Below are 26,292 nucleotides of genomic sequence, written 5' to 3'. Positions count from 1 at the left end.
CAGTAAGACTAATCGCTTGTTCGAGTTCCCCTCACACCCCCGTCTGCGCCGACAGCAGCACCACCGCGCGGCCCTGCAGCGCGAACGTCTCCCCCGCCGGCAGATGCCCCCGCGGCGCCGCCTCCGGCTCGGCCGTGTCGACCAGGGCGGTCCAGAAGGCGCCGTCCGGGACCTCCGGCAGCAGGAAGGGCACCGGCTCGTGGTGGGCGTTCAGGAGGAGCATGAGCGTCGCCTCCGAGCCGCGGCGGCGGATGCCGGTCGGCTGGGCGCGGCCGTCGATCAGCATGCCCAGGCACCGGGTCTGCGGGTTGGTCCAGTCGCCGTTCTCCATCTCCTTGCCGTCGGGGCGCAGCCAGGCCACGTCCTTGACGTCCAGCTCCTCGTTGTAGAGGCCGGTCAGGAAGCGGCTGCGGCGCAGCACCGGGAAGCGCTGGCGCAGCGCGATCAGCCGGCGGGTGAACTGGACCAGCCGGCGGCCGTCCTCGCCGATCGCCTCCCAATCCACCCAGCCGATCTCGTTGTCCTGGCAATAGGCGTTGTTGTTGCCCTTCTGGGTGCGCCCGAACTCGTCGCCGCCCAGGATCATCGGCGTGCCCTGGGCCAGCAGCAGCGTGGCCAGCAGGTTGCGCTTCTGCCGCTCGCGCAAGGTCCGGATGGCGGGGTCGCCGGTCGGGCCCTCGGCGCCGTGGTTCCAGGACAGGTTGTCGGAGTGGCCGTCGCGGTTGTCCTCGCCGTTCGCCTCGTTGTGCCGGTCGTTGTAGGAGACGAGGTCGTTGAGCGTGAAGCCGTCATGGGCGGTGACGAAGTTGACGCTGGCCCAGGGCCGGCGGCCGCGGCGGTTGAACAGGTCGCCCGAGGCGGCGAGGCGGGAGGCGAGGTCGGCCACCTTGCCCTCGTCGCCCTTCCAGAAGCCGCGCACGGTGTTGCGGAAGCGGTCGTTCCACTCCGCCCATCCCGGCGGGAAGCCGCCGACCTGGTAGCCGCCGGGGCCGAGGTCCCAGGGCTCGGCGATCAGCTTCACCCCGGCCAGCACCGGGTCCTGGCGGCAGGTGTCGAGGAAACCGCCATTCTCGTCGAAGCCGTGCGTCTCGCGGCCGAGGATGGTGGCGAGGTCGAAGCGGAAGCCGTCCACCCCCATCTCGGTGACCCAATAGCGCAGGCTGTCGGTCACCATCTGCAGCACCCGCTGATGGCTGAGGTTCAGCGTGTTCCCGGTGCCGGTGTCGTTGATGTAGTGGCGGCTGTCGTCCGGCATCAGCCGGTAGTAGGAGGCGTTGTCGATGCCCTTGAGCGAGAGGGTGGGGCCGCGCTCATTGCCCTCGGCGGTGTGGTTGTAGACGACGTCGAGCACGACCTCGAGCCCGGCATCGTGCAGCCGCGCGACCATCTCCTTGAACTCCGCGGTCTCGCCGGTGGCGGCGTAGGCCGGGTGCGGGGCGAAGAAGCCGATGGTGTTGTAGCCCCAGAAATTGCTCAAGGACCGCTCCAGCAGGTGGCGGTCCTGGATGAAGGCGTGCACCGGCATCAGCTCGACCGTGGTGACGCCGAGATTGCGCAGATGGCCGACCACCTCCGGATGGCCGAGCCCGGCGAAGGTGCCGCGCTGGCGCCGCGGCACCGAAGGGTGGCGCATGGTGTAGCCGCGGACATGCAGCTCGTAGACCACGCTGCGGTCCCAGCCGATGGCGGGCGGGCGCGAGCGGCCCCAGGTGAAGGCGGGGTCCACCACCCGGCATTTCGGCATGAAGGGGGCGCTGTCGCGGGCGTCGAAGGACAGGTCCTCCTCCGGGGCGCCGATGGTATAGCCGAACAGGGCGTCGTCCCAGGTCAGCTGCCCCACCAGCCGCTTGGCGTAGGGGTCGAGCAGCAGCTTGTTTGGGTTGAAGCGATGGCCGGCCGCGGGCTCGTAGGGGCCGTGCACGCGATAGCCGTAGATGGTGCCGGGCCGGGCGTCGGGCAGGTAGCCGTGCCAGACCTCGTCGGTGTATTCCGGCAGTTCGACCCGGGCGAGCTCGCGCTTGCCCTCCTCGTCGAACAGGCACAGCTCGACCTTGGTGGCGTTGGCCGAGAACAGGGCGAAGTTCACGCCCAGCCCGTCCCAGGTGGCGCCGAGCGGGAAGGGCTGTCCCTCCAGCACCCGCACCGACGCCGGTCTCACCCGCTTCATCCGCTCTTTCCCCTCCAGGTCCGCCCCAATTGTCGTCACGGATGTCCCAGGCACAGTTGGGTCGAAACCACTCCAGAAATCCCAATCACCGTCATTGCGAGCGCAGCGAAGCAATCCAGGGCCGTTTGGCGTGGCCCCTGGATTGCTTCGTCGGCTTCGCCTCCTCGCAATGACGGTTGGGGATAGTCCCGACCGCCATCGCCACTCACAGCGCCTCGCGCCAGCGGGCCCGCCACAGCCGGTAATGCGCCCCGTATTCGCACGCCGGGCTGGTCTCGTTGCCGAAGCGGTCGCGGAAGGGGTTGAGCACCCGGTGGCCGCGCCAGTCGAACACGTCGGTGGCCGCCGTTGGTCCCAACGCCTCGGCCAACGCATCGTTCCGCAGGCCGCGCAGCAGGGCGAAGGCATCGATCGGGCGCAGGCCGAGCCATTCGTCGAGATCGACGGGGTGCAGGCACAGCTGCCGCCGCTTGCGCCAATGGCCGAGCACGTCCCAGACCAGCGGGGCCGGCTCCTCCTCATCCTCCGGCGGGCGGGCGACGGCGCGGATGTCGACCCGCCCGGCGAAGCAGCCGGTCAGCTCGACCCGGTCGGCGCCGACCGCGGATACCGACAGGCCCAGCCGCTCGAAATGCTCGCGCTGCGGCTCGTCGGGGCCTGGAGGGCGGGGCATAGGCAGGCCGGGTCCGCCGCGCGCCGCGTCGGGATTAGAGATCAGGCGCAGCACTCTATTGACCATCGCGACCTCCAAGGCGTTGCAGGAAGACCGGCAGCCGCGCGAAGACGGGGCCGAGATCGACCCGACTGCCCACACCCCCCCGATCTCCACCCCCACTCTCTGCGCTGTCCGGCAGCGCCAGCGCCGTGCCGTCGAAGCCGGTCAGGCCCAGGGCGCCGTTCAACTGGCGGGCCACCAGCCGCGGCACCGCGACCACCAGATGCCGGTCGTCCAGCGACCGGCGCCAGGCCACGACATGCGCCGTGGCCGGGCCTTGGGCCGCGACCGGCGCGTAATCGCCGCGGGCGAACAGGGCCGGGTCGTCGCGGCGCAGGCGCAGCAGCCGCGCCGCCAGCCAGTGCTTGATCCGCCCGTCCGGCCAGGCTGCGGCCAGCTCGGCCGGATCGGCCTCGGCGATCGCGTCGAGCTGCCGCGCCAGCCGGTCCCACTCGACCGGGCGGCGGTTGTCGGGGTCGACCAGCGACAGGTCCCATTCCTCGGTGCCCTGGTACAGGTCGGGCACGCCGGGCAGGGTCATCTGCAGCGCCAGCTGGGCCAGGCCGTAGACCGCGCCGATGCGGGCGACGCGCGCGGCGAAGGGTGCGATCGCGGCCGGGAAGGGGCCGGCCGGGTCGAGCGCGGCGCGGACGAAGCGCTCCAGCGCGGCCTCATAGGCCTGGTCCGGGTCGGTCCAGCTGGTCTCGTCCTTGCCCTCGCGCGCCGCCTTCAGCAGATAGGCGACGATGCGGTCGGCGTAGCCGGCATCCGGGCCGCCGGCGGGCCAGGTGCCGATCACGGTCTGGTAGAACAGGTGCTCGTGCCGGCGGCTCGGCACCGGGCGGTCGTTGCCGCCGCTGCGATGCGGCGCCAGCAGGGCGGACCAGGCGGCGAGGCCGGACTGCCACTCCGGCGCCAGCTCGGTCAGCGCCGCGAGGCGGGCGCGGACATCGGCGCCGCGCTTGTGGTCATGAGTCGCCAGCGACGACAGGGCGCCGTCGCGCCGGTGGCGGGCGAAGAACGCGTGGAACGCGTCGGGCTCGATCCCGAACCGCTCCGGCCAGCCGCCGACCTCGTTCAGCGAGGCGAGCGGCAGGTGGCGGTAGAAGGCCGTGTCCTCCACCGCCTTGGCCGCGACCGCGCCGGACAGCTGCTGGAAGCGCTGCAGGATCAGCGCGGCCTCGTCGCCCGGGATGCGGCCGGAGACAAGCTTCGCGACGAAGTCGAGCGCCGGCCCGGGCGAGGCATCGCGGGCCTGGGCGATCGCGGCGTCGAGGCCGAAGGTCGCGCCGCCCGGATAGCCGCGATAGGCGGACAGGTGTTCGATCACCGCGGCCAGGGCCTGGCGCAGCGCGGCGCGGGTCAGGTCGCGGGAGTCCCAGCCGGCATAGGCCAGGCGGTCGACGGCGTCGGCCAGCGTCTCGAACGGCGCGGCCAGGCTGCCCTCGATCACCGCGCGGCGGCAGTGGCGGATGGTGCCGGCCATGCTGCCGTGGTCGCCGGTGAAGCGGGCATAGGCGGCGCGGATCGGGCCGGCGGCGGCCGGATCGACCTGCAGCCCGTGGATCGCGTTGGCGACCTCGTAGCCGGTGGTGCCCTCGACCGGCCAGTCGGCCGGCGGGTCCTCGCCATCGGCCAGGATCTTCTCGACCCAGATGGTGAACGGCCCGGGCCGGACGGCCTCGACCGCCTGGCGCAGCCGGGCCAGGTAGCCGGCCGGGTCGGCCAGCCCGTCGATATGGTCGATGCGCAGCCCCTGGACCTGGCCGGCGGCGACGGCGGCGAGGATGCGGCCATGGGTGGCGTCGAACACCGCCGGGTCCTCGACCCGCACCGCCACCAGCTCGTCGATGTCGAAGAAGCGGCGATAGTTGATCTCGGCCGCCGCCACCCGCCAATGCGCCAGGCGGTAATACTGCCGCTCCAGGATCCCGTGCAGTGCCTCCGGCCCCGGATTTTCATTGACCGCCTCCGCCGTGCCGGCGGCGACCGGCAGGGTGTGGCCGGGGATGGCGATGACGGGCCGGCCGGTCTCGGGATCGCGGGCGAGCCGGATGTCGCCGGCGCGCAGCGCCTCGCCATAGCGCCGGCCGAGGATCGGCAGCAGCACCCGGCCGGGATTGGCCGGCGCATCCCAGTCGATGTCGAACACGGCGGCGTGCGGGCTGGCCCTGCCGTGCTCCAGCACGTCGCGCCACCAGGGGTTGTCCGGGCTGGCTGCCATGTGGTTCGGCACGATGTCGAGGATCAGGCTTAAGTCCTGCAACCGCAGCGCCGCGGCGAAGCGCTCGAAGCCGACCTCGCCGCCGCGCTCCGGGTCGATCCGGGTCGGGTCGATGACGTCGTAGCCATGGGCCGAGCCCGGCCGGGCGGCCAGCAGCGGCGAGGCGTAGACATGGCTGATGCCGAGCCGGGCGAGATAGGGCAGGGCGGCGCAGCCGTCGTCCAGCGTGAAGCCGGCATGGAACTGCAGCCGGGCGGTGGCGCGCGGCGCGGTCATGCCGGCGGCTCCAACGCCGCGACGGTGCCCCAGCCCTCGACGCCTTCGGCCAGGGCGGTGGCGAGGCCGGGGGCGCTCTCGAACAGGATCTCGCCGGCCGGCACCTCCCAGGCGGGGCCCTGCTCCGGCGCCAGATGGGCGACGATGCGCAGCCAGCCGCCGCCCTGCAGCATCCAGGCGACGTCCAGCATGTGGCCGCGGCTGCGGTCGATGCCGGGGCCGATCCGGCGCGGCGCCAGCAGCGGCACCACCCTTTGCTGCCGCAGCTGCAGCAGCCGGCGCACCAGTTCCAGCCGGCGGGAGGCCTCGCCGTCGTCGGGCTGCTGCAGCACCGCGGCCTCGAAGGTGGCGGGGTCGAGCGCGTCGGGCAGAGTCTCGGCCGCGTCGGCGAAGCCGGCGAAGGACGCGAACTCCTCGCGCCGGCCGCGGCGCACCGCGTCGGCCAGCGCGCCCTCGAAGTCGCAGAAGAACGGGAAGGGCTGGCGGCTGCCCCATTCCTCGCCCATGAACAGCAGCGGGATCTGCGGCGCCAGCAGCAGCACCGCGGTCATCGCCTCGACCGCTGCCGGCTCGGCCAGGGCGGTCAGCCGGTCGCCGAGGGCGCGGTTGCCAATCTGGTCGTGGTTCTGCAGGAAGTTGACGAAGGCGGTCGGCGGCAGATGGGCGCTGGGCTGGCCGCGCGGGGCCCGGCGCCGCTCCGACCAGTCGCCCTGGTAGACGAAGCCTTCGGCCAGGGCCCGGCCCAGCCGGACCACCGGGGCGTTGGCGTAGTCGGCGTAGTAGCCGTCGGCCTCGCCGGTCAGGGCGACATGGGCGGCGTGGTGGACATCGTCGTTCCACTGCGCGTCGTAGCATCCCGCCGGGCCGGGCGTGCCGAGCAGCCGCCGCGCCTCGTTGCGGTCGTTCTCCAGCACCAGGTGGATGTGCCGGTCGGGGAAGGCGGCGCGGGCGGCGCCGGCGATCTCGGTCAGGATGTCGGGGCGGCTGTCGTCCCGGATCGCATGCACCGCGTCCAGGCGCAGCCCGTCGAAGCGGAACTCCTCCAGCCAATAGAGCGCGTTGTGGCGGAAGTACGCGCGCACCTGCGGCCGGCGGAAGTCGATCGCCGGGCCCCAGGGGGTGGGCCGGTCCGCGTCGAAGAAGGATCCGGCGTAGAGCGGCAGGAAGTTCCCGGCCGGTCCGAAATGGTTGTAGACGACGTCCAACAGCATCATCAGCCCGCGCCGATGCGCCGCGTCGACCAGGCGCTTCAGGTCGTCCGGCGTGCCGTAGATCGAGGCCGGGGCGAAGGGCAGCACCCCGTCATAGCCCCAGCCGCGCGATCCGGGGAAATCAGCGACCGGCATCAGCTCGATCACGGTGACGCCGAGTCCGGCGAGATGGTCGAGCCGCCGCTCCACCGCCGCGAAGCCGCCGGGCCGGCCGATGGCGCCGCAATGCAGCTCGTAGACCACCGCCTCGTGCCACGGCCGGCCGCGCCAGCCCGCCGCCTGCCAGTCATAGGCCCGTGGGTCGCAGACCAGGGACGGGCCGAAGGGGCCGCCTTGCTGGGCGCGCGAGGCCGGGTCCGGCACGTCCGTGCCGTCGGCCAGGCGGTAGCGGTAGGGCGTGCCCGCCGGCGCACCCGTCACGGTGCGGCCGAACCAGCCATCGTCCAGCGGCTCCAGCGGCAGGGGCGCGCCGTCCTGGCCGAGCAGCAGGGTCACCGCCGCGGCATCGGGCGCCCACAGGCGGAATCGGGTGCCGCCGTCCGGGCGCAGCTCGGCGCCGAAGGGCATGGCGTGGGCAGTGCGCTCGGGCTGCGGCGCCGGCGCGGCGCGGGCGGCGACCGGTGGGGTCATCGCCCGCCCTCCGGCCGCAGGAGCGGCGTCCGGTCAGCCCCGCTTCGGTGTGCCATCGGGGTCCAGCCCCTCCGCCCCTTCCGGGGCGCTCCCGGTGCCCGTGCATTCATCGGCCAGGATCTCCGCCTCGGCCTGCGCCCAATGCTGCTGCTGCCCGCCTTCGGGGCGGCCCAGCGCCTCCCAGATCTCATAGGCGCGGCGCCGGATCTGCTCGTCGCGATCGTCGCTCATCCACCACCTCCATCTTTAGTATTAGAGCCATTATGACCCTTTCGTTCCGACCTGCACTGCGATTCGTGTCAACAGATGTGAAAGTTTTGTAAATTGGAACGATCTTTCCATGTTGTCCGATTCTGATATTCACGTGCCGTTTTGTGCTGAAATTATTGTCAGGCAAAAGAAATCGCTTCGCTGCAAGCCGAAGTATTCCATCCTGTCTACGGCGGGGCGCACCGGGACGGCTGCGCCCGCTGGTCTCGGGAACTCGCCAGGCCGGTCGCGGCGGAAACGCGCCCGCATCGCAGCCTCATCAGCGTCAATAGCGGCTGCGCGGTCCGGTTCCGGCCCGTTCGCGGATATTTTCCGATCTGGGAAAATAGTCTTTCCGAAGCCGAAATGATTGCGGCATGATCGCCGTCCGCGATGCCCGCTTGACGGGAAGAGATGGGAATTGGTAACGTTCCCACACAACCTGTCCGAGAGGCAGGGCAACGCTCCACCCGGGAGACGCCTTTGAACGGCAAGCGCCAGCCAACGATCATCGATGTCGCCCGCCTGTCCGGCGTGTCGAAGACGACGGTGGCGCGGGTGCTGTCCGGCGTCGGCGCGGTCCATGCCGAGACCCGCCAGCGAGTGGAGGAGGCGGTGCGCCAGTCCGGCTATGAGCGCAACCACCTGGCCTTCGGCCTGCGCACCGGCCGCAGCCGCATGATGGGCCTGGTCATCCCCGACATCTCCAACCCGTTCTGGGCCGACCTCGCCCGCGGCGCCCAGGACCAGGCGGAGGCGGAGAAGCGGTCGCTCTTGATCTTCAGCTCGGACTGGGATGCGGAGCGGGAGCGTCGCCACCTGCAGGCCCTGCGCCAGGCCCGGGTCGACGGCATCATTCTCAATCCGGCGACCGACGACCGCAGCCTGTTGCGCCAGACCGAGGCGCCGGTGGTGGTGATCGGTTCCTCGGGCGAGCGCTTCCCGGAATTCTCCAGCGTGCGCAGCGACGTGGCCCAGGGCGTGCGCCTGGCACTCGACTACCTGATCGCCGCCGGGCACCGCCATATCGGCCTGATCAACGGCCGCGACCGGCGCGTCGCCCGCACCCGCTTCGTCACCGAGGCGCAGGCGCATTGGCAGCGCCACGGCTTCGATCCCGCGTCCCTGCCGATGGACGAGGGCGATTACACCGCGGATTCCGGACTGGCGGCAACGCGCCGGCTGATCGAGCGGGAAGGCCGGCGGATGACCGCGGTCTTCGCCGCCAACGACCTGATGGCGGTCGGCGCCATCCTGGCCGCCCGCACCGCCGGCCTGGCCTGCCCGCGCGACATCTCGATCATGGGCATGGACGGGGTCGAGGCCGGCAGCTTCACCGATCCAGGGCTGACCACGGTCGACAAGCCGCGCTACGACATGGGCATCCAGGCGATGCGCCTGCTGCAGGCCGAGATCGACGGTGAGGCCGAGATCGTCCACACGGTGCTGCCCTGCCGGGTGGTCGAGCGCGCTTCGGTCGCCGCCCCGCCGCCGGCCCTGCGCACTGTCCGGAAGAAGAGCGCCTGACATGACCGGCCTCGATCACAGCACCTCCGGCTTGGCCCAACCGCTCGCTGGGAACGTTCCCAAGACCACCCGCCAGTCCGGCCTGCGGCGGGTCTGGCGCTGGCGCGGCTACTACCTGATGCTGCTGCCGGGCCTGCTCTACTTCGTGGTCTTCCACTACCTGCCGATCTGGCAGGCCAAGCTGGCCTTCCAGGACTATCGCATCATCGGCCCCAGCATCTGGGTCGGGCTGAAGCATTTCCGGGCGCTGTTCGACAGCCCGGTGTTCTATCAAGTGCTGGGGAACACGGTGCTGATCAGCGCCATGAAGCTGGTCATCCTGTTCCCGGTGCCGGTGATCGTGGCCCTCTTGGTCAACGAGGTGCAGGGCCGGCGCTACCGCCGCTTCGTGCAGTCGGCGATCTACCTGCCGCATTTCCTGTCCTGGATCGTCATCGCCGGCGTGTTCATCGCCGTGCTGTCGCCGACCGACGGCACGGTCAACGACATCCTGGGTCTGTTCGGCTTCGCGCCGGTGCCGTTCATGACCTCGGAGGGCTCGATCCTCTGGGTCCTGGTCTTCTCCGAGATGTGGCGCAGCGCCGGTTGGGATTCGCTGCTGTTCCTCGCCGCCGTGATGGCGATCGACCCGCAGCTCTACGACGCCGCGACGATCGACGGCGCCGGCCGCTGGCGCAAGATCTGGAACGTCACCCTGCCGGCCCTGGTGCCGACCATGGCGACGGTGTTCATCCTCAATCTCGGCGCCTTCATGAGCGCCGGCTTCGACCAGGTGTTCAACTTCTCCAACGATGCGATCCGCGACCGGATCGACATCCTCGACACCTATGTCTACCGCATGGGCCTGGTCGGCGGCGAATACGCCTATGCCACCGCCGCCGGGGTGTTCAAGGCGGTGATCGGCATGGCCATGATCCTGGCCGCCCATTTTGTCGCCAAGCGCGTCACCGGCAAGGGGGTGTGGTGATGGCCGCAAGCCGCATCCGGCGCACCCCGTTCGAGCGCATCGAATACGCCATCATCTGCTCGACCCTGCTGCTGATGGTGGTGGTGACGGTCCAGCCGATCCTGAATCTCCTGGCCGTGTCCCTGTCCGACAGCGCCGAGGTGCCGGGGATGAGCGGCCTGGCCGTGCTGCCGCACGGCTTCTCGCTCGACGTCTGGCAGGTGCTGCTGACCCATCCTCAGGTGCTGAGCGGCCTGGCCAACAGCCTCCTGATCACCATCGCCGGCACGGTGATCAACGTCGTCGCCACCACGCTGATGGCCTGGGCCCTGTCGCGCGAGGGGCTGCCGGGGCGGCGGGCGATCCTGGTCTTCATCCTGGTCACCGTGGTGTTCGAGCCCGGAGTGGTGCCGGACTACCTGGTGATGAAGCAGCTCGGCCTGCTCAACTCCTACTGGTCGGTGATCCTCTATCGCGGCGTCTTCGCCTGGTACCTGATCGTGCTGATCCGCTTCTTCGAGGAGATCCCGAAGGAGCTGATGGAGGCGGCCGAGATCGAGGGCGCCTCGCCCTTGCAGACCCTCTGGTACGTGGTGACGCCCTTGGCGCTGCCGGCGATCGCCACCATCACCCTGTTCTACACCGTGCTGCACTGGAACGAGTATTTCCGGGCGATGATCTATCTGAACGACCCGAAGATGTGGCCGCTGCAGGTGGTGCTGCGCCAGTTCGTGGTCGAGGGCGACAAGTCGCTGATGGTCGGGCTGGACGCCATGAACCAGTACACCGGCGGCAGCCAGATCGATCTCCGGGCGCTGAAGGCCGGGATGATCATCCTGACCCTGATCCCGGTGCTGGCGATCTATCCGCTGATCCTGAAGTTCTTCACGAAAGGCACGATGAGCGGGGCCGTGAAAGGATGACTCGCGCATCGGCCGACAAAACAGAAAGTCGAGGAGGAGACGCAATGAGCAAGATGCTTCTGGGGCCGGCGCTGGCCCTGGTGTTCGCCGCCGCCCTGGCGGTCCAGCCGGCGCAGGCCGACGACCCGGTGACCCTCCGCGTCGTCAGCAAGGACTTCACCAAGTCGAACCCGGACGACGTCAAGCTGGTCGGCGCGATCGAGGCCGGCATGGCGGCCAAGGGCCATCCGGTGAAGATCGACCTGGTCGACGTGCCACCCGGCGGCTATGCCGACAAGCTGTCGCTGATGCTGCTGTCGGGCGACATCCCCGACCTGATCTATTTCCAGGGCGGCGACCAGAAGATCGTCGAGCAGGGCCTGCTCGAAGACTGGCGGCCCTGGCTGGACAAGGCGCCGAACCTGAAGCAGGCGCTGTGGGCGCACAACAAGCCGCGGCTCGAGAACTATCCCTATCTGATCTACCCGTTCCCGGTGCGCGCCAAGGTCGGGGTGATGCGCCAGGACTGGCTGGAGAAGACCGGCCTGCCGGCGCCGCAGACGCTCGAGGACTGGGAGGCGATGTTCCGCAAGATCGTCGACTCCGACCTCGACGGCAACGGCAAGAAGGACACCTACGGCATCACGGTGGCCACCATTCCGCCGGCCGGCGCCACCGACGAGCTGGACGAGATCTTCAACCAGGCCTTCGGCGTCAGCGCCACCTGGCTGAAGGACGCCTCCGGCCAGTGGATCCATTCCCGCGTCTCGCCGCAGGAGCGCGACAAGATCGCCTATTACCGCAAGCTGCTCGCGGAAGGGCTGCTGGACCCCGACTTCATCACCACCAAATGGGACACCCGCGAGGACAAGTTCTACTCCGGCCGTGTCGGGGTGATCCTCGGCGTGGTCGGCGTCAACATGGATATCTACCAGGGCAAGATGCGCCAGGTGCATCCGGGCACGACCCTGGTGCCGCTGGACCCGCCGAAGGGCCCGGGCGGGCAGGGGTTGCGCGCGGTTGACGTCAGCCGAGAGAGCCGCGGCTTCGCCATGTCCGCCATCTCCGAGCACAAGGAGGACGTGGTCGCCCTGATGGACTTCATGGCCAGCCCCGAGGGCCAGGCGATCGACCGCATGGGCTTCGAGGGCGAGCAGTGGGTCAAGGACGGCGGCGCCGTCAAGATCACCGCCAAGATGTCGACCTGGTATCCGCGCTTCATCATCGACCAGCCGGATGCCTGGAAGCCGCCGGTGCCGCTGCTGTCGGAGCAGGCCGAGAAGTCGATCGCGCTGGCCCAGAAATACTATGCGCCGGACGACAGCTTCGGCTTCCCGAGCGAATACACCGCCCGGCTGGACGCGGCGGAGAACGTGTATCGCAGCTATGTCTGGAAGTTCATCTCCGGCGAGCTGCCGATCGACAAATGGGACGACTACGTCGCCGAGTGGAACGCCAAGGGCGGCGCCGAGATCACCGAATATGCGAGGACCAAGCTGAATGGAACGAACTGACGCGGGTCTCTCGCTCAGGGGCCGGATCCGGGGCATGCTGCATGGCGTCGCTTTCGGCGACGCCATGGGCGCCACGATCGAGAAGCTGTCCGCGGCCGAGATCCGGCAGCGCTACGGCCGGGTCACCTCGCTGGACGTCGACTGGCACCGCATGGCGCTGCCCGACGCGGAGCGCGGCGGCCGCATCCGCGGCCATGGCATCGTCACCGACGACACGCTGATGACGCTGTGCCTGATGGCGGTCTATGAGGAGGCCGGCCGCCATCTCGACGCCTGGGACATGGCCGGCGGCATGGTCCGCCAGATCGCCTGGACGCCGCGCTGGATCCCCGAGATGCAGCGCGAGACCATGCTGATCGAGCGGCTGTTCTACCCGGAGAAGTGGATCTTCCAGCGCCACCAGCTGACCAGCTGCGACCCGCGCGAGGGCGGCATCGGCAACATGGTCAATTGCGGCGCCGCCATGTACATCGCCCCGGTCGGGGCGGTGAACGCCTGCGACCCGAAGGCAGCCTATGACGAGGCGGTCGACCTCGCTGCTGGGCACCAGCACAGCTACGGGCTGGAGGCGGCGGGGGTGATGGCCGCCTGCGTCGCCGCCGCCATGGTGCCGGGCACGACGATCGAGGCGGTGGTCGACACCGCCATCGCCCTGGCCAAGGACGGCACCCGGGGCGCGATCGCCGACATCGCCGAGGCGGCGCGGCGGCTTCGGCCCCATCGTGCCGACCATGCCCTGGTGACGGCGGAGTTCCAGTCGCTCATCGGCCGCTACTCCAGCATGGGCGACAACGTCCATCGCCGGGTGGAAACGGCGGGGCTGCCGACCAACGACTACACCCCGTCGCGCCTGCGGGCGATCGAGGAGTTGCCGATGGCTCTGGGCTTCTGCCTGATCCATGACGGCGACTTCCGGGAGGCGATCGTGGCCGGCGTCAACTCCGGCCGCGACACCGATTCCATCGGCTGCATGGCCGGCGCCATCCTCGGCGCCATGCATGGCGAGGCGGTGATCGACCCGGCCGATCGCGACCTGTTGGACCGTGCCAACCGCTTCACCCTGGCGGCCGAGGCCGACCGCTTCCACGAGACCGCCGCCGCCATGCTGGCCGCCGATCTCGACCGCACCCGCCGGCGCGACGCCCAGCGCCTGGCGCTGACCGCCGACCCCGCCCAGCCGGCCCGCGCCGCCGCCGGCCGCTGACCCGCCCGAAGACCAAGGCCCCGGAATGCCCCTGCCCACCGACACAATCGACCGCATCTATGCCGGCTTCCTCGGCAAGGCCATCGGCGTGCGCCTCGGCGCCCCGGTCGAGCCGACGATCTGGACCTGGGACCGGATCGACAAGACCTATGGCGAGATCACCGGCTATCTGCGCGACTTCAAGAACTTCGCCGCCGATGACGACACCAACGGGCCGGTCTATTTCATCCGGGCGCTGCGCGATTTCGGGCTGGACCCGTCGCCGCAGGATGTCGGCCGCACCTGGCTGAACTACGCCGCCGAGCTGCACGGCATGTTCTGGTGGGGCGGCTACGGCATCTCGACCGAGCACACCGCCTTCGCCAATCTCCAATCCGGCATCCCGGCGCCCGAATCCGGCTCGATCGCCCGCAACGGCGCGGTGATCGCCGAGCAGATCGGCGGCCAGATCTTCGTCGATTCCTGGGGCTGGGTGTGCCCGGGCGACCCGGCCCGCGCCGCCGACCTGGCCGCCCGCGCCGCCAGCGTCTCGCATGACGGCAACGGCCTCTATGGCGCCCGCTTTGTCGCCGCCGCCATCGCCAAGGCCTTCGTCGCGGAGACGATCGAGGAGGTGGTGGAGGCCGGCCTCGCCACCATCCCGGCCGGCAGCGAATACGCCCGCGTCGCCCATGCGGTGCAGGCCCTGCACCGGGTGAAGCCGAAGGACTGGCGCGCCTGCCGGCGGATGCTGGAGAGCGAGTTCGGCTATGACCGCTATCCCGGCGTCTGCCACATCATCCCGAATGCCGGCCTGCTGATCCTGGCGCTGCTGTACGGCCAGGGCGACCTGTCGCGCACGGTCGAGATCGCGACCATGGGCGGCTGGGACACCGACTGCAACGCCGGCAATGCCGGGGCCATCGTCGGCACGCTGGCCGGCATCGCCGGGGTCGCGCCGCATTACCGCAAGCCGATCAATGACGGCATCGTCGCCTCCGGCATCACCGGGTCGCTCAACATCGTCGACATCCCCAGCTTCTGCCGCGAGCTGGCGGTGCTGGCCCACCGCCTGGCGGGGGAGGAGCCGCCGGCGGACTGGGTCGCGGACATGGAGCGGCGCGGCCTGCGCTTCGACTTCGACCTGCCCGGGTCGACCCATGGCTTCCGCACCGAGCCCGACAACCGCATCGCCTTGTCCTGGTCGGACGAGCGCAAGGCCACCGGCCGCGGCGCGCTCTGCGCCCTGCTGGACCGGCTGGAGCGCGGCGATGGCGGCCGGATCTTCTGGAAGCCCTTCTACCGCCGCAGCGACTTCGACGACGAGCGCTACCGGCCGATGTTCTCGCCGGTGGTGGCGACCGGGCAGGAGGCGGTGCTGCGCCTGTGGCTCGACCCCTGGGAGGGCGACGGCCATCTCCGCATCGTGCCCTATGTCCGCCGGGCGATGAGCGGCAGCATCGACGAGATCGGCGCCTGGACCCAGCCGCCGGCCGGGGCGTGGCAGGAGCTGCGCTTCACCGTGCCGGAGACGGGCGGCGAGGCGGTCGACGAGATCGGCATCAAGGTCGAGTATTTCGGCCGGCTGAAGTTCCTCGGCCGGATCTTCATCGACGAGTTCACCGTCTCCGGTGCCGGCTCGGCCCGGCTCGACCCCCGGATCGAGGCCAATGAGTGGGGCGGCATCACGCGCTGCACCTGGAACCGCGGCGTCTGGAAGATCGAGGACGGCCGCATCCACGCCCTCACGGCATCCGACGCCGACCTGTGGACCGGCCATCTCTACGCCCGCGACCTGACCGTGACGGCCGAGATCACGCCGCTGGCGGGGGAGGGGCAGCTGGTCTGCGCCCGCGGCCAGGGCAATGAGCGCTGCTACGCCGCTGGCTTCGTCTCGGCCGAGGAGGTGGCGATCATCCGCCGCGACTTCGGCGAGACCGTGCTGGCCCGGGCGCCGTTCCGGCGCGAGCTCGGCCGGACCTACAGCCTGGCGCTGTCGGCGGTGGGCGACCGGCTGACCCTGTCGGTCGACGGCAAGGTGCTGCTCGAGGCCCGCGACGACGCGCTGAAGTATGGCATGGCCGGGCTGCGGCTGCCCTCGGCCGGGCGGATGCAGGCCGGGGTGATCGAGATCCACGAGGCGGCAAATGGCTGAGGCGCGGCCCGCCCGCATCGAGCCGGAGCGCGACGGGCCACTGTCCGGCATCCGTGTGCTCGACCTCTCCCGCGTCGTCGCCGGCAACGCGCTGGGGCTGGAGCTGGCGGATTTCGGCGCCGAGGTGATCAAGGTCGAGCCGCCGGGCGGCGACCCGCTGCGCGATTGGCAGGTGAAGGGCCACAGCCTCTATTGGAAGGAGCTGTCGCGCAACAAGCTGTCGGTCGTGCTCGACCTGCGCAAGCCGGAGGGGATGGCGGCGCTGGAGCGGCTGATCCCGACCGCCGACGTCATGATCGAGAACTTCCGGCCCGGCGTGCTGGAGGAGATGGGGCTGGCGCCGGAGCGGCTGCAGGCGATGGCGCCGGACCTGATCCTGGTGCGCATCTCCGGCTTCGGCCAGACCGGCCCGGCCAGCCGGCTGCCCGGCTTCGGCACGCTGGTCGAGGCGATGTCCGGCTTCGCCTCGCGCAACGGCTTCGCCGACCGCGAGCCGGTGCTGCCGCCCTTGGCCCTGGCCGACATGATCGCCGGGCTGCACGGCGCCAAGGCCGTGCTGGCGGCGCTGCGGGCCCGCGACCGCGGCATGGCGCGCGGCCAGGTGATCGACCTGTCGCTGCTGGAGGCGATGTATTCCGTGCTGGGGCCGGAGGCCGGCAGCTACGCCGTCACCGGCCAGGTCAAGGAGCGCACCGGCAGCGCCTCGGGCAACAGTGCGCCGCGCAATGTCTACAAGACCCGAGACGGCCGCTGGATCGCCATGTCCGGCTCCACCGACCGCATGGCCAAGCGCATCCTGCTGCTGGTCGGCGGCGACGATTTGGCGCGAGACCCGCGCTTCGCCACCAATGCCGACCGGGTGCGCAACCGGGTGGTGCTGGACGCCGTCATCGGCGAATGGATCGGCGCCCGCGACCGCGACACGGCGCTGTCGATCTTCCGGACCGAGGGCATCACCGTCGGCCCGGTGCACGACATCGCAGACTTCATGGCCGACGATCATGTGATCGAGCGCGAGGTGGTGGTGTCGATCCCCGACCCGGATCTAGGCCCCCTGCCGGTGCACAATGTCCTGCCGCGCCTGTCGGCCACGCCCGGCGCGATCCGCCGCCTGGCGCCGGAGCCGGGCGCCGACGCCGAGGACGTGCTGCGCCGGGCCGGCTTCTCGGCCGAGGAGATCGATGGCCTGCGCGCCGCCGGGGCGCTGGGATGATTCCGGCCGGCTCTATGCCGGATGGCTGGGCAAATGCATCGGCGTCCGCTTCGGAGCGCCGCTGGAGAACTGGACCGAAGCGCAGATCCGCAGCCATATCGGCGAGCTGGAATTCTATCTCAGCGAGGATGACGGCCGGTTCTTCAAGCCGGACGACGACACCGCCTTCTCGATGATCCTGGCCCGCATCTTCGAGGACTGCCATGCCTCGGCGGAGGTGACGACGCCGCCGAGGCATGACGGCGCCCGGGCCGGATCAGGAGATGTTCAGGGCCTGCTTCAGCGCGGCGTCGATCGATCCCGGCGGCAGGCCGTTGCTGCGCCGGAACGTGTCGATCGCGGCGCTGGTCTTCGGGCCCATGATGCCGTCGGCCGTCAGCGAGGGGAACCCGCGGCTCTGCAGCGCCAGCTGGACCCTGCGGATGTCGTCCTTCGTCGACGGCGCGCTCGTCGCGGGTGGGGTGCCGGAGGCGGGCTTGAGGACCGCCCGCACCTTTGCCAGCCAGGCTTCCCGATCGGCCAGGCCGACCGTGCCGCCGTTGATCAGGCGCGTCACCTTGACGAAGTCGCCCTCGTCGCAGGCCGCATTGATGCTCTTCCATTTCCAGAAGCCGCAGGCGACGGGCAGCGCATCCGCCGGTGTGGCGGCCAGGTCCGGATTGTTCACCAGGTCGATCCCGATGGCGGCGCCGACATTGCGGTAGCCGTCGCGGCCGGTGATCTGGATGTATCCCCGGCCCCGGTAGTTCCAGCCGTCGCCCGAGTCCGGGGTGCCGTTGCCCATGCGGTTGGCATAGACCTTGTTGGCCAGCGCCTGCGGGTTGTTGGCGAAGGGCTGGGCCGAGCCCAGGGTGGGGAAGCGCGATGGCCAGACCTGGGTCAGCCGCTGGGCGCTGTAGTTCAGATTTTCCTCGACGACGGTGAGGCCGCCGGATTCATGGCCGATCTGCGCCAGGAAGAACTGCAGCCGGTTGGTCGTGTTGGAGATGCCGAAATCGGCGAGCACGGAGTCGGCCTGGCTGGCGAACGCCTGCAGCATATCCTGGCGGCCCTTGGGGAACAGCTGTTGCAAAATCTGAAGTGAAATCATCGTCGTTCTCCTGAAAGCAATCCGCCAGCGCCCTGCTGGATCCAAAAATCAAGTCGCTGGAAACGGAATTCAAAGCAATTCGATGGAATTTTGACGCAACAATTGTAAGCATAAGCTGAATTAAACGTGAGGGCAACGTGCCAGACACCAGCGTCGTCAAGTTGGTGTGTCGGATAGAAAAGGATTGGGCTGAAGACACGGTCGCTATCTACTCGGTAGGATGAACATCCGACCGGGGGGATTCGGCCATGCGCGCTGCGGCGTTCGCCTGCACTATCCTTGCCTTGTTCCTGGCGGCAGCGGCGGCCACGGCCCAGGTTCACCTACGACCCGGCCAAGATCGAGCAGGCGCTGGCGAAGATCGCCGCCGGCGATCCGCTGTACCGGCCGTCCTATACCGCGCTGCTGCAGGCCGCCGACATGGAGCGAGCCGAACGCTGGCTTCCAGTTGAGAATGTGTTGCATTATCGATACATTCGCTGCGTTCAATGCGGGCCGCGAGGTGTCGTGAGGAAGCTGTCTCGGATCCTGGACGCCTTCGGGGCCGAGGCGCCCCGCATGGAGGCCGGCCTGCAGGGCCGGGTGCGCTGCCGTGCGCGCTCCGCCGACATCCTGCAGGACGCCTGGGTCAGGCTGGCCGAGCTCGGCCCGGACGGGGCGGTGGAGAATCCGCAGGCCTATGTCCGCCGCACGGTGCGCAACGCCGCGATCGACCATCTGCGCAAGGAACGCCGGCGGGCGGCGATCGACCAGGAGCTGCACGACCTGCTGTGGGACGGCGCCGACGAGATGTCGCCGGAGCGCATCGCCATCGGCCGGGAGACGGTGGCGGCGCTGGAGAAGGCGCTGGCCGAGATGCCGGAGCAGAGCCGGCGGGTCTTCCTGATGAACCGCTTCGAGGGCAGGACCCATCGTCAGATCGCGCGCGAGCTGGGCGTGTCCGAGACCACGGTCTACTACCATATCCGCCGCGTGCTCGAGCGGCTGTCGGAGCTGCGCGACAGCCTGGCCGGTTGAGGCAAATCGCCCTCTCGCACGTCTAGGGAGTAGAAGGGGAATCGCCCCCGCCTGCCGCCGCGAGCCGATGGACACCGACGACACCGAGACCCGCATCACCAAGGACGCGCGTGACTGGGTGGTCCGGCTCGCCTCCGGCACTGCGACCGAGGCGGACCTCGCCGCGTTCCGGGCCTGGCAGGCGGCATCGCCGGCGCATGATCGCGCCTTCGCGCGGGAGCGTGCCTTCTGGCGGCAGCTGCAGGCGCTGGCTCCCGAGACTCCATCGATCGCGACGGCCCGGTCCGGGCGGAGGAGCATCGGCCGCCGGGCGGTTCTCGGTGGTGGCGCGGCGCTGGCCGCCGGCGTGGCCGGGGTCGCTCTGGCGCCGCGGCTGGCGCTGCTGTGGCGGGCCGACCACCGCACCGGCATCGGCGAGCAGGCGCGGGTCGCGCTGCCGGACGGCTCCGCCGTGCTGTTGAACACCGACAGCGCCATCGCGCTCGGCTTCCGCCCCGGGCTGCGCCTCGTCGCGCTGCTGCAGGGCGAGGCGCTGTTCGAGGCCCGGCGCGACGCCGCGGCGCCGTTCCGCGTGGCCGCGCTGGGCGGCAACACCGAGACCGAGGGCGCGGTCTTCGCCGTTCGCGCCGTCGAAGAGGATGCGACCGTGACGGTGGCGGAGGGGCGGGCCGGGGTCTTCGGGCCGGCCGCCGCGGCAGCGCCGATGCCGCCGGCCGGCGCCGTCGATCTCGCTGCGGGGCAGCAGGCCCGGTACCGGGAGGGATCGGCGCCGGGCCGCGTCGCCGCGGTCGATCTCGGCGCCGCCCTGGCCTGGCGGGCGGGCCGCATCGTGTTCGACGGCAAGCCTTTCGCCGAGGCGGTGGCCGAGCTCGGCCGCTACGTGCCCGAGCGGGTGGTGCTGGCCGACCGCGGCCGCGCGGCAGAGCCCGTCGGCGGCGTCTTCTCGATCCGCGAGGCCCAGGCCGCGCTGGCGGCCCTGGCCGAGACCCAGGGGCTGCCGCTGCGCCGCGTTCCGGGCGTGCTGATCGTCATCGGCTAAAAAATCCGACCTGATCCTATAGGCAAGCCGCCACCTCGCGCGTCTCTCCAGTGAAGGGCCCCGATCGGCCCGTCCGGGCTCTTGGACAGTCCGGAATGCGTATGATTCTGAATTGCAAGCGGGGCGGGGGAAGAATGTCTGAAATCCAGGGGCGGCGGGCGGTGCCGCAGGGTTGGCCGCATCGGGTGCTGCGGTCCTTGCTGGCCGCGACCGCGTTGAGCGTCCTGCTGATCCTGACCGCGGCGGCGCCGGCCTGGGCACAGTCTGCCTCGTCCGCCGCAGCGCGGAGCTTCGACATCCCCCGCCAGCCGCTGGCGGGGGCGCTGCGCCAGTTCGCCGACCAGTCGGGCATGCAACTGGCCTACGCATCGGCGGACCTGCAGGGCCTGGCCTCGCCGGGCGTGCGTGGTAGCCTGCCGGCTGCGGAGGCGCTGGCGCGGCTGCTGTCCGGGACGGGCGTCACCTGGCGCCTGACCGCGGCCAACACCGTCTCGATCCAGCGCCCGGCACCCGCAGCCGATGCATCGGCGGATGGCGGCCTGGCGCTCGACCCGATCATCGTCCAGGGCGCCGGCTTCTTCGGCGCCACCGACGGCTATGTCGCCGAGGAGTCGCGGACCGGGACCAAGACCGGCACGCCGCTGATCGAGACGCCGCAATCCGTCTCGGTCATCACCCGCCGGCAGATGGACGACCAGAAGGTGCAGTCGGTCTCGCAGGCGCTGCGCTACACGTCCGGCGTGGCACCGGAGACGCGTCCCGGCCGCTACGACTATCCGAACATCCGCGGTTTCGGCTCCCCCGGCGGCGCCGACGCCAACTTCGTCGGGCTGATGGACGGGCTGCGGCTGCCGCGCGGCGTCTACTACATCTCGCCCGCGATCGATCCCTACATGCTGGAGCGGGTCGAGATCCTGCGCGGCCCGTCCTCGATCCTCTACGGCAGTGTGAACCCGGGCGGTGTGGTCAACCTGTGGAGCAAGCGGCCGACCGCGGAGCCGTTGCACGAGATCGACCTGGAATACGGCAGCTTCGACCGCCTGCAGGGAGGGCTCGATCTCGGCGGCCCGCTGACCGAGGACGGCTCGCTGCTCTACCGCCTCACCGCGCTCGGCCGCGATTCCGGCACCCAGGTCGCCGACACCCAGGACCAGCGGGTCTCGGTCGCGCCCGCGATCACCTGGACGCCGAACGAGGACACCAGCCTGACGCTCCTCGGCAGCTACCAGTACGATCCGGCCGCCGGCGCCTTCAACTACCTGCCCTATGAGGGCACGGTGAAGCGCGCGTCGTGGGGCCGGTTCCCGACCAGCTTCTTCGAGGGCGACACCGGCTTCGACCGGTCGGAGCGGACGCAGTACTCGGTCGGCTACGAGCTGGAGCACGAGGCCGGCGACGTGCTGACGCTGCGCCAGAACTTCCGCTACATGCACGCCGATTTCGACTACCGGTCGGTGTACGAGAACAACTATGACGGCCCGACCTCGCTGGCCCGGAGCACGGTCGCGTCCGAGGAATCCTTCGACGGCATCGCGCTCGACAACCAGGCGCTGCTGCGCTTCTCGACCGGGGAGGTCGAGCACACGGCGCTGTTCGGCATCGACTACCGGCACAACGGTGCGAAAGCCCTGACCGGCTACGGCAGCGCGCCGTCGCTGGACGTTCTCCACCCGGACCGTCGCCAGGACATCGTGATGCCGGCGCTGGACAGCGACACGCGGCAGACGCTGGACCAGGTCGGGTTCTACGCACAGGAGCAGATGAAGTGGGGCGGCCTCTCCCTGCTGCTGGGCGTGCGGGGCGACTGGGCCGAAACCGAGACCGACAGCCGCACCGTCTCGACCGGCACGCTGACCTCGAGCCACCAGGCGGACGGCGCCGTCACCTGGCGGGCGGGCCTGGTCTACGAGTTCGACAACGGGATCGCCCCCTATGCCAGCTATTCGACCTCGTTCGAGCCGGTGAGCGGCACCGACTTCTTCGGCCAGCCGTTCAAGGCCAGCACGGCCGAGCAGTACGAGGTCGGGGTGAAATACCAGCCGGACTGGTTCACCGGCTTCTTCACCGTCGCCCTGTTCGACATCACCCAGACCAACGTCAAGACCGCCGACCCAGACCCGACGCACCCCTATGCCAGCATCCAGACCGGCGAGGTCCGGTCGCGTGGCGTCGAGCTCGAGGCCCATGCCAGGGTGACCGAGAATCTGAGCCTGCTCGGCTCGCTCACCGTGCTCGACATCGTCAACACCAAGAGCACCAACTTCAAGGACAAGCGGCCCTACGGCGTGCCGGACCGGCTGGCCTCGCTCTGGGCCGACTACGCCGTCACCGACGGGGCCTTGGATGGCCTCTCGCTCGGCGCCGGCGTGCGCTACATCGGCTCGTCCTACGGCAATGCCGGGAACACCCTGAAGGTGCCGGACGTCACCCTGTTCGACCTGGGCCTGCGCTACGATCTCGGCATGCTGCGGCCGGAGCTGGAGGGGACGCAGGTCTCGGTCAACGTCTCCAACCTGTTCGACCGCGAATTCGTCGCCTCCTGCTGGGACGACCATTCCTGCTTCTACGGCACCCGGCGCACCATCACCGCCGGCCTGAAGCTCCGGTGGTGACGGCGCGCGCCGGCGCTACGCTGAGGCGGGTGGCGCTGCTAGCGATTGGGCTGTTCGCAACGCCGGCGGCGGCCGATCCGATCGTTCTGACCGACGCCGCCGGCCACACGGTCGAGCTGAAGCAGCCGGCACGGCGCGTCGTGCTGGGCGATGGCGGGCTGATCACCGTGCTGGCGCTGCTCGATCCCGAGCCGCTGTCGCTGGTCGCCGGGTGGGCCGAGAACCTGGTGCGCTTCGATCCCGGCACCGCCGCGGCCTACCGGGTGCGCTTCCCGGCGATCGACCGGCTGCCGCTGGTGGGCGGGACCACCGCGGAGACCTTCTCCGTCGAGCGGACTCTTGCCCTGAGGCCGGACCTCGTCGTCCTGCCGCTCTGGTTCGGCCCGGCGGAGGAGCTGGAGCGGCAGCTCGGCGCGGCGGGCGTGCCGGTGCTCCGCATCGACTTCTTCGACGACCCGCTGCGCAACACGGTGCCGAGCCTGCGGTCGCTCGGCCGCGCGCTCGGGCGGGAAGAGCGCGCCGAGGCCTATATCCGCTTCTATGAAGACCATATGGGGCGGATCGCCGGGACCCTGGCCGCGCATCCCGGCGCCCGGCCGAAGGTGCTGCTGCACGCCCGCGCCGGCGGCTGGGAGTGCTGCTGGTCGGCCGGGGCCTCCGGCGCGGGCACGCTGATCGACTTCGCCGGCGGCGACAACATCGCCAAGCCGGTCGTGCCCGGCCCGACCGGCCAGCTCGGCCTCGAATACGTGCTGGCGCAGAATCCGGATGTCTACATCGCCGCCGGCGGCCCGCTTCTGCCCGGCCCGGGCAATTTCCGGATCGGGCCGGGCGTGTCCCGGGCCACGGTGCGGGAACAGCTGGCCGCGATCCGCGGCGAGGCCGGACTCGGCGAGCTGCCGGCCATCGCCGCCGGGCGCGCCCACGCGCTCTGGCTCGCCTTCTTCCACGCCCCCACCCATGTCGCCGCGGCGGAGGCGATGGCGAAATGGCTCCATCCGGAGCTGTTCGGCGACCTCGACCCCGAAGCGACGCTGGCGGAGATCAACCGCCGCTTCCTCGCCGTGCCGATGGACGGGACCTATTTCGGCGACCTCGGGGCAGGGGAGTGACTTAGTCCAGGAAGTCCCCGTGCTTGCGCACATGCTCGGCCAGGCCCAGCGTGTGCTCGCGCACCAGCTTCTCGGCCAGGTCGGCGTCGCGGGCCTCGAGCGCGGCGACGATCTTCTGGTGGTCGACGACCGAGCGCTGGGCCCGGTGGTCCTGGCCGATCGTCACTCGGCGGATGCCGCGCATGTGGATGAACAGGTTGTCGGTGATGTCGACGATCAGCTGGCAGCCGCTGATCCGGATGATCTGCTTGTGGAAGGCGATGTTCGCCTCGGAATACTCGGTGACATGCTCCTCCGGGTTGCGGTCGTGGAACACGTCGACATAGTCGTGCAGCTTGCGGATCTGGGCGTCGGTGGCGACCTGGGTGGCCAGGCGGGCGGCCATGCTCTCCAGCGCCGCCCACACCGTGACCATCTCCAGCACCTCGGCCTTGCTCTTGCGGATCACGAAGATGCCGCGGCGGGGAACGGAGCGGACGAATCCCTCCTGCTCCAAGAGCGTCATCGCCTCGCGGATCGGGGTGCGGCTGACCCCCAGCATCTCGCTGAGCTGCCGCTCCTCCAGCTTGATCTCGCCGGCATGGCCGTAGATGTCCATCTCGGTGATGGCCTGCTTCAGCGCCTTGTAGGCCTTGATCCGGAAGCTCGTTTCGGTGTCGAGCGGCTTGACGTCGATCTGCGGGAAGCTCATCGGAGGCCCTTCTGTCGCCTGCACGGCCGGCGTTCAACTCGCCTATAACCTTAGGCGTCGCTGGTCACAAGTATACCGTAGACGAGAGTCCAGCGCAGCTTTCCTCCCTTGGATCGATTGACATTGGGTATTTTGTATACCACGATGATCCGGTCGGCTGCTCAGCGGCCCTGACTCCAATCAATGGGAGGAAGGCGCGGCCATGAAACTCTGCATCTATGGCGCCGGGGCCATCGGCGGCTATCTCGGCGTCCAGCTCCATCGCGCGGGGGTCGAGGTCAGCCTCGTCGCCCGCGGCCTGCATCTCGAGGCGATGCGCCAGAACGGCCTGACCCTCAGGATCGACGACGAGACCCGTACTGCCCGCATCCGCTGCACCGACAATCCGGCCGAGCTGGGCCCGCAGGACTATGTCGTGATCTGCCTCAAGGCGCATTCGGTGCCGGGGGTGGTCGAGGCGATGCAGCCGCTGCTGGGGCCGGAGACGGCGGTCGTCACCGCGGTGAATGGGCTGCCCTACTGGTACTTCCACCGCCATGGCGGCGCGCTCGAGGGGCGCACCATCGAGACCGTGGATCCAGGCGGCGTGCAGTGGCGGCGGCTGGGGCCGGAGCGCGGCATCGGCTGCATCGTCTATCCGGCCACCGAGGTGGTGGCGCCCGGCGTGGTCGAGCATCACTACGGCGACAAGTTCCCGCTCGGCGAGCCGGACGGCAGCCGGTCGGCCCGCGTCACCGCCCTGAGCGAGGCGATGACGGCGGCGGAACTGCAGGCGCCGGTGCGGGACAACATCCGCGACGAGATCTGGCTGAAGCTCTGGGGCAATCTCTGCCTCAACCCGATCAGCGCCCTGACCCATGCGACCCTCGACGTCATCACCGGCGACCCCTCCACCCGAGACGTGGCGCGGCGGATGATGGCCGAGGCGCAGGCGATCGGCGACCGGCTCGGCGTCCATTTCCGCGTCGATATCGAGCGGAGGCTGGACGGCGCCGGCGCCGTCGGCGCCCACCGCACCTCGATGCTGCAGGACCTCGATCGCGGCCGGCCGATGGAGATCGATCCGCTGGTCACCGTGATCCAGGAGCTCGGCCGCATGGTCGGGGTGCCGACCCCGACGGTCGACACCGTCCTGGCCCTGGTGCAGCAGCGCGCCGAGATCGCCGGGCTCTACAGCCGTCCTGCCCCGACTGAAGCGAAACGGACACCGGCGCTGGTGCCGGCCTGACCCTTGTCCGAGCGGCCGGGAAGAGCCGCTTTCCAGAGGAGGAACCCAGCCAATGAGGGCCGAAGACATTCTCCGCCAGAAGGACTCGCGCGTCGTCATGATCCGCGTCGGCGAGACGGTGGCCACCGCCGTCGCGCTGATGACCAAGGAGATCATCGGCGCCCTGGTCGTCAAGGAGGTGTGCCGCACCGAGGGCAATGTCGTGGTCGGGGTGTTCTCCGAACGCGACGTCGCCCGGGCGCTGGCCACCCATGGCGCCGCGGCGCTGTCGATGCCGGTCTCGGCCTTCATGGGCCGCACGGTGATCAGCTGCGAGCCGCGCGACAGCATCGAGACGGTGCTGCGGCTGATGGACGAGAACCACATCCGGCACGTGCCGGTGATGGAGGACCATACTCTGGTCGGGGTGATCAGCGCCCGCGACCTGATCCGGCACTTCCTGCAGCAATCCTCGCCGGCGCTGCAGGATCCGGCGACAGCCGTGGTCCACGCCTGATCTCCACTTGAGTGGAACCGCGGCGGCCCGACCGGCTGCCGCGGCGTCTCTAACGCGATGCGGCGCCGCTCCGCGGGCCGCATGGAGGAGTCTTG

The 26,292-nt window shown here is 70.2% G+C and carries 20 protein-coding genes and 1 pseudogene; 14 read left to right on the top strand and 7 right to left on the bottom strand.

The features are described 5' to 3' along the window. Positions 1–31: 31 nt before the first annotated feature. The 5 genes from glgX to AAHM41_RS24745 all read right to left on the bottom strand — a co-directional run bounded on the left by glgX (position 32) and on the right by AAHM41_RS24745 (position 7,454). On the bottom strand, positions 32–2,167 hold the full coding sequence (gene glgX, locus AAHM41_RS24765) for a glycogen debranching protein GlgX (RefSeq protein WP_342239265.1): 2,136 nt from the start codon (positions 2,165–2,167) through the stop codon (positions 32–34). Between the two features lie 205 nt (positions 2,168–2,372). Continuing rightward, positions 2,373–2,840, bottom strand: coding sequence for a hypothetical protein (locus tag AAHM41_RS24760; RefSeq protein ID WP_342239264.1), 468 nt, complete (start codon positions 2,838–2,840; stop codon positions 2,373–2,375). Between the two features lie 55 nt (positions 2,841–2,895). Continuing rightward, positions 2,896–5,382, bottom strand: coding sequence for a malto-oligosyltrehalose synthase (gene treY, locus AAHM41_RS24755; RefSeq protein ID WP_342239263.1), 2,487 nt, complete (start codon positions 5,380–5,382; stop codon positions 2,896–2,898). Beyond that, a complete protein-coding gene (treZ, locus tag AAHM41_RS24750) occupies positions 5,379–7,223 on the bottom strand; it encodes a malto-oligosyltrehalose trehalohydrolase (protein ID WP_342239262.1) in 1,845 nt (614 codons plus the stop codon). Before treZ ends, treY begins: the two co-directional genes overlap by 4 nt. 33 nt (positions 7,224–7,256) lie before the next feature. After that, positions 7,257–7,454 (bottom strand): DUF2934 domain-containing protein, encoded by a 198-nt coding sequence (locus AAHM41_RS24745; protein ID WP_342239261.1) that lies wholly within the window; start codon positions 7,452–7,454, stop codon positions 7,257–7,259. Positions 7,455–7,955: 501 nt separating this feature from the next. Here AAHM41_RS24745 and AAHM41_RS24740 point away from each other — a divergent pair. From AAHM41_RS24740 to AAHM41_RS40710, 8 genes and pseudogenes are all read left to right on the top strand, one after another. Continuing rightward, positions 7,956–8,999 (top strand): LacI family DNA-binding transcriptional regulator, encoded by a 1,044-nt coding sequence (locus AAHM41_RS24740; protein WP_342239260.1) that lies wholly within the window; start codon positions 7,956–7,958, stop codon positions 8,997–8,999. A gap of 1 nt (position 9,000) precedes the next feature. Continuing rightward, positions 9,001–9,966: an ABC transporter permease gene (locus AAHM41_RS24735; RefSeq protein WP_342239259.1), complete on the top strand. Its 966-nt coding sequence runs from the start codon at positions 9,001–9,003 to the stop codon at positions 9,964–9,966. After that, positions 9,966–10,868, top strand: coding sequence for a carbohydrate ABC transporter permease (locus AAHM41_RS24730; RefSeq protein ID WP_342239258.1), 903 nt, complete (start codon positions 9,966–9,968; stop codon positions 10,866–10,868). The genes AAHM41_RS24735 and AAHM41_RS24730 overlap by 1 nt, the downstream gene beginning before the upstream one ends. A 44-nt stretch (positions 10,869–10,912) precedes the next feature. Then, entirely contained in the window at positions 10,913–12,361 is a 1,449-nt protein-coding gene (locus AAHM41_RS24725; RefSeq protein ID WP_342239257.1) for an extracellular solute-binding protein, read from the top strand. Continuing rightward, positions 12,348–13,565, top strand: a complete 1,218-nt coding sequence (locus AAHM41_RS24720; RefSeq protein ID WP_342239256.1) for an ADP-ribosylglycohydrolase family protein — start codon at positions 12,348–12,350, stop codon at positions 13,563–13,565. The genes AAHM41_RS24725 and AAHM41_RS24720 overlap by 14 nt, the downstream gene beginning before the upstream one ends. 25 nt (positions 13,566–13,590) lie before the next feature. After that, entirely contained in the window at positions 13,591–15,699 is a 2,109-nt protein-coding gene (locus AAHM41_RS24715; protein ID WP_342239255.1) for an ADP-ribosylglycohydrolase family protein, read from the top strand. Next, positions 15,692–16,912, top strand: coding sequence for a CaiB/BaiF CoA transferase family protein (locus AAHM41_RS24710; RefSeq protein ID WP_342239254.1), 1,221 nt, complete (start codon positions 15,692–15,694; stop codon positions 16,910–16,912). The genes AAHM41_RS24715 and AAHM41_RS24710 overlap by 8 nt, the downstream gene beginning before the upstream one ends. Continuing rightward, positions 16,881–17,120 (top strand): annotated as a pseudogene (locus tag AAHM41_RS40710) (ADP-ribosylglycohydrolase family protein); the annotation flags it as partial. The gene AAHM41_RS24710 and the pseudogene AAHM41_RS40710, both read left to right, overlap by 32 nt. A 48-nt stretch (positions 17,121–17,168) precedes the next feature. Here the strand turns inward: AAHM41_RS40710 and AAHM41_RS24705 are convergent. Then, complete coding sequence (locus AAHM41_RS24705; RefSeq protein ID WP_342239253.1) at positions 17,169–18,002, bottom strand: glycoside hydrolase family 19 protein; 834 nt, start codon at positions 18,000–18,002, stop codon at positions 17,169–17,171. A 507-nt stretch (positions 18,003–18,509) separates the two neighbouring features. Here AAHM41_RS24705 and AAHM41_RS24700 point away from each other — a divergent pair. The 4 genes from AAHM41_RS24700 to AAHM41_RS24685 all read left to right on the top strand — a co-directional run bounded on the left by AAHM41_RS24700 (position 18,510) and on the right by AAHM41_RS24685 (position 23,782). Continuing rightward, positions 18,510–19,019 carry a sigma-70 family RNA polymerase sigma factor gene (locus AAHM41_RS24700; RefSeq protein ID WP_342239252.1) on the top strand — a complete coding sequence of 170 codons (510 nt, stop codon included), beginning with the start codon at positions 18,510–18,512 and terminating at the stop codon, positions 19,017–19,019. 67 nt (positions 19,020–19,086) lie between these two features. Further along, complete coding sequence (locus tag AAHM41_RS24695) at positions 19,087–20,058, top strand: FecR family protein (protein WP_342239251.1); 972 nt, start codon at positions 19,087–19,089, stop codon at positions 20,056–20,058. 134 nt (positions 20,059–20,192) lie between these two features. Beyond that, entirely contained in the window at positions 20,193–22,670 is a 2,478-nt protein-coding gene (locus AAHM41_RS24690) for a TonB-dependent siderophore receptor (RefSeq protein ID WP_342239250.1), read from the top strand. Next, entirely contained in the window at positions 22,667–23,782 is a 1,116-nt protein-coding gene (locus tag AAHM41_RS24685) for an ABC transporter substrate-binding protein (protein ID WP_342239249.1), read from the top strand. Before AAHM41_RS24690 ends, AAHM41_RS24685 begins: the two co-directional genes overlap by 4 nt. Before the next feature lies 1 nt (position 23,783). Here the strand turns inward: AAHM41_RS24685 and AAHM41_RS24680 are convergent, their stop codons facing one another. Next, on the bottom strand, positions 23,784–24,473 hold the full coding sequence (locus AAHM41_RS24680) for a GntR family transcriptional regulator (protein ID WP_342239248.1): 690 nt from the start codon (positions 24,471–24,473) through the stop codon (positions 23,784–23,786). 202 nt (positions 24,474–24,675) lie between these two features. Here AAHM41_RS24680 and AAHM41_RS24675 point away from each other — a divergent pair, with 202 nt between their 5' ends. Next, a complete protein-coding gene (locus tag AAHM41_RS24675; protein WP_342239247.1) occupies positions 24,676–25,701 on the top strand; it encodes a 2-dehydropantoate 2-reductase in 1,026 nt (341 codons plus the stop codon). Positions 25,702–25,753: 52 nt separating this feature from the next. Then, the gene (locus tag AAHM41_RS24670) at positions 25,754–26,197 is read left to right on the top strand and encodes a CBS domain-containing protein (RefSeq protein ID WP_342239246.1); all 444 of its coding nucleotides are present in this window, start codon (positions 25,754–25,756) and stop codon (positions 26,195–26,197) included. Positions 26,198–26,292 lie beyond the last annotated feature (95 nt).

The sequence above is a fragment of the Inquilinus sp. OTU3971 genome (assembly GCF_038440215.1).
The sequence above is the reverse complement of the archived record's forward strand: the minus strand, read 5'-3'. Positions and strand labels throughout refer to the sequence as shown.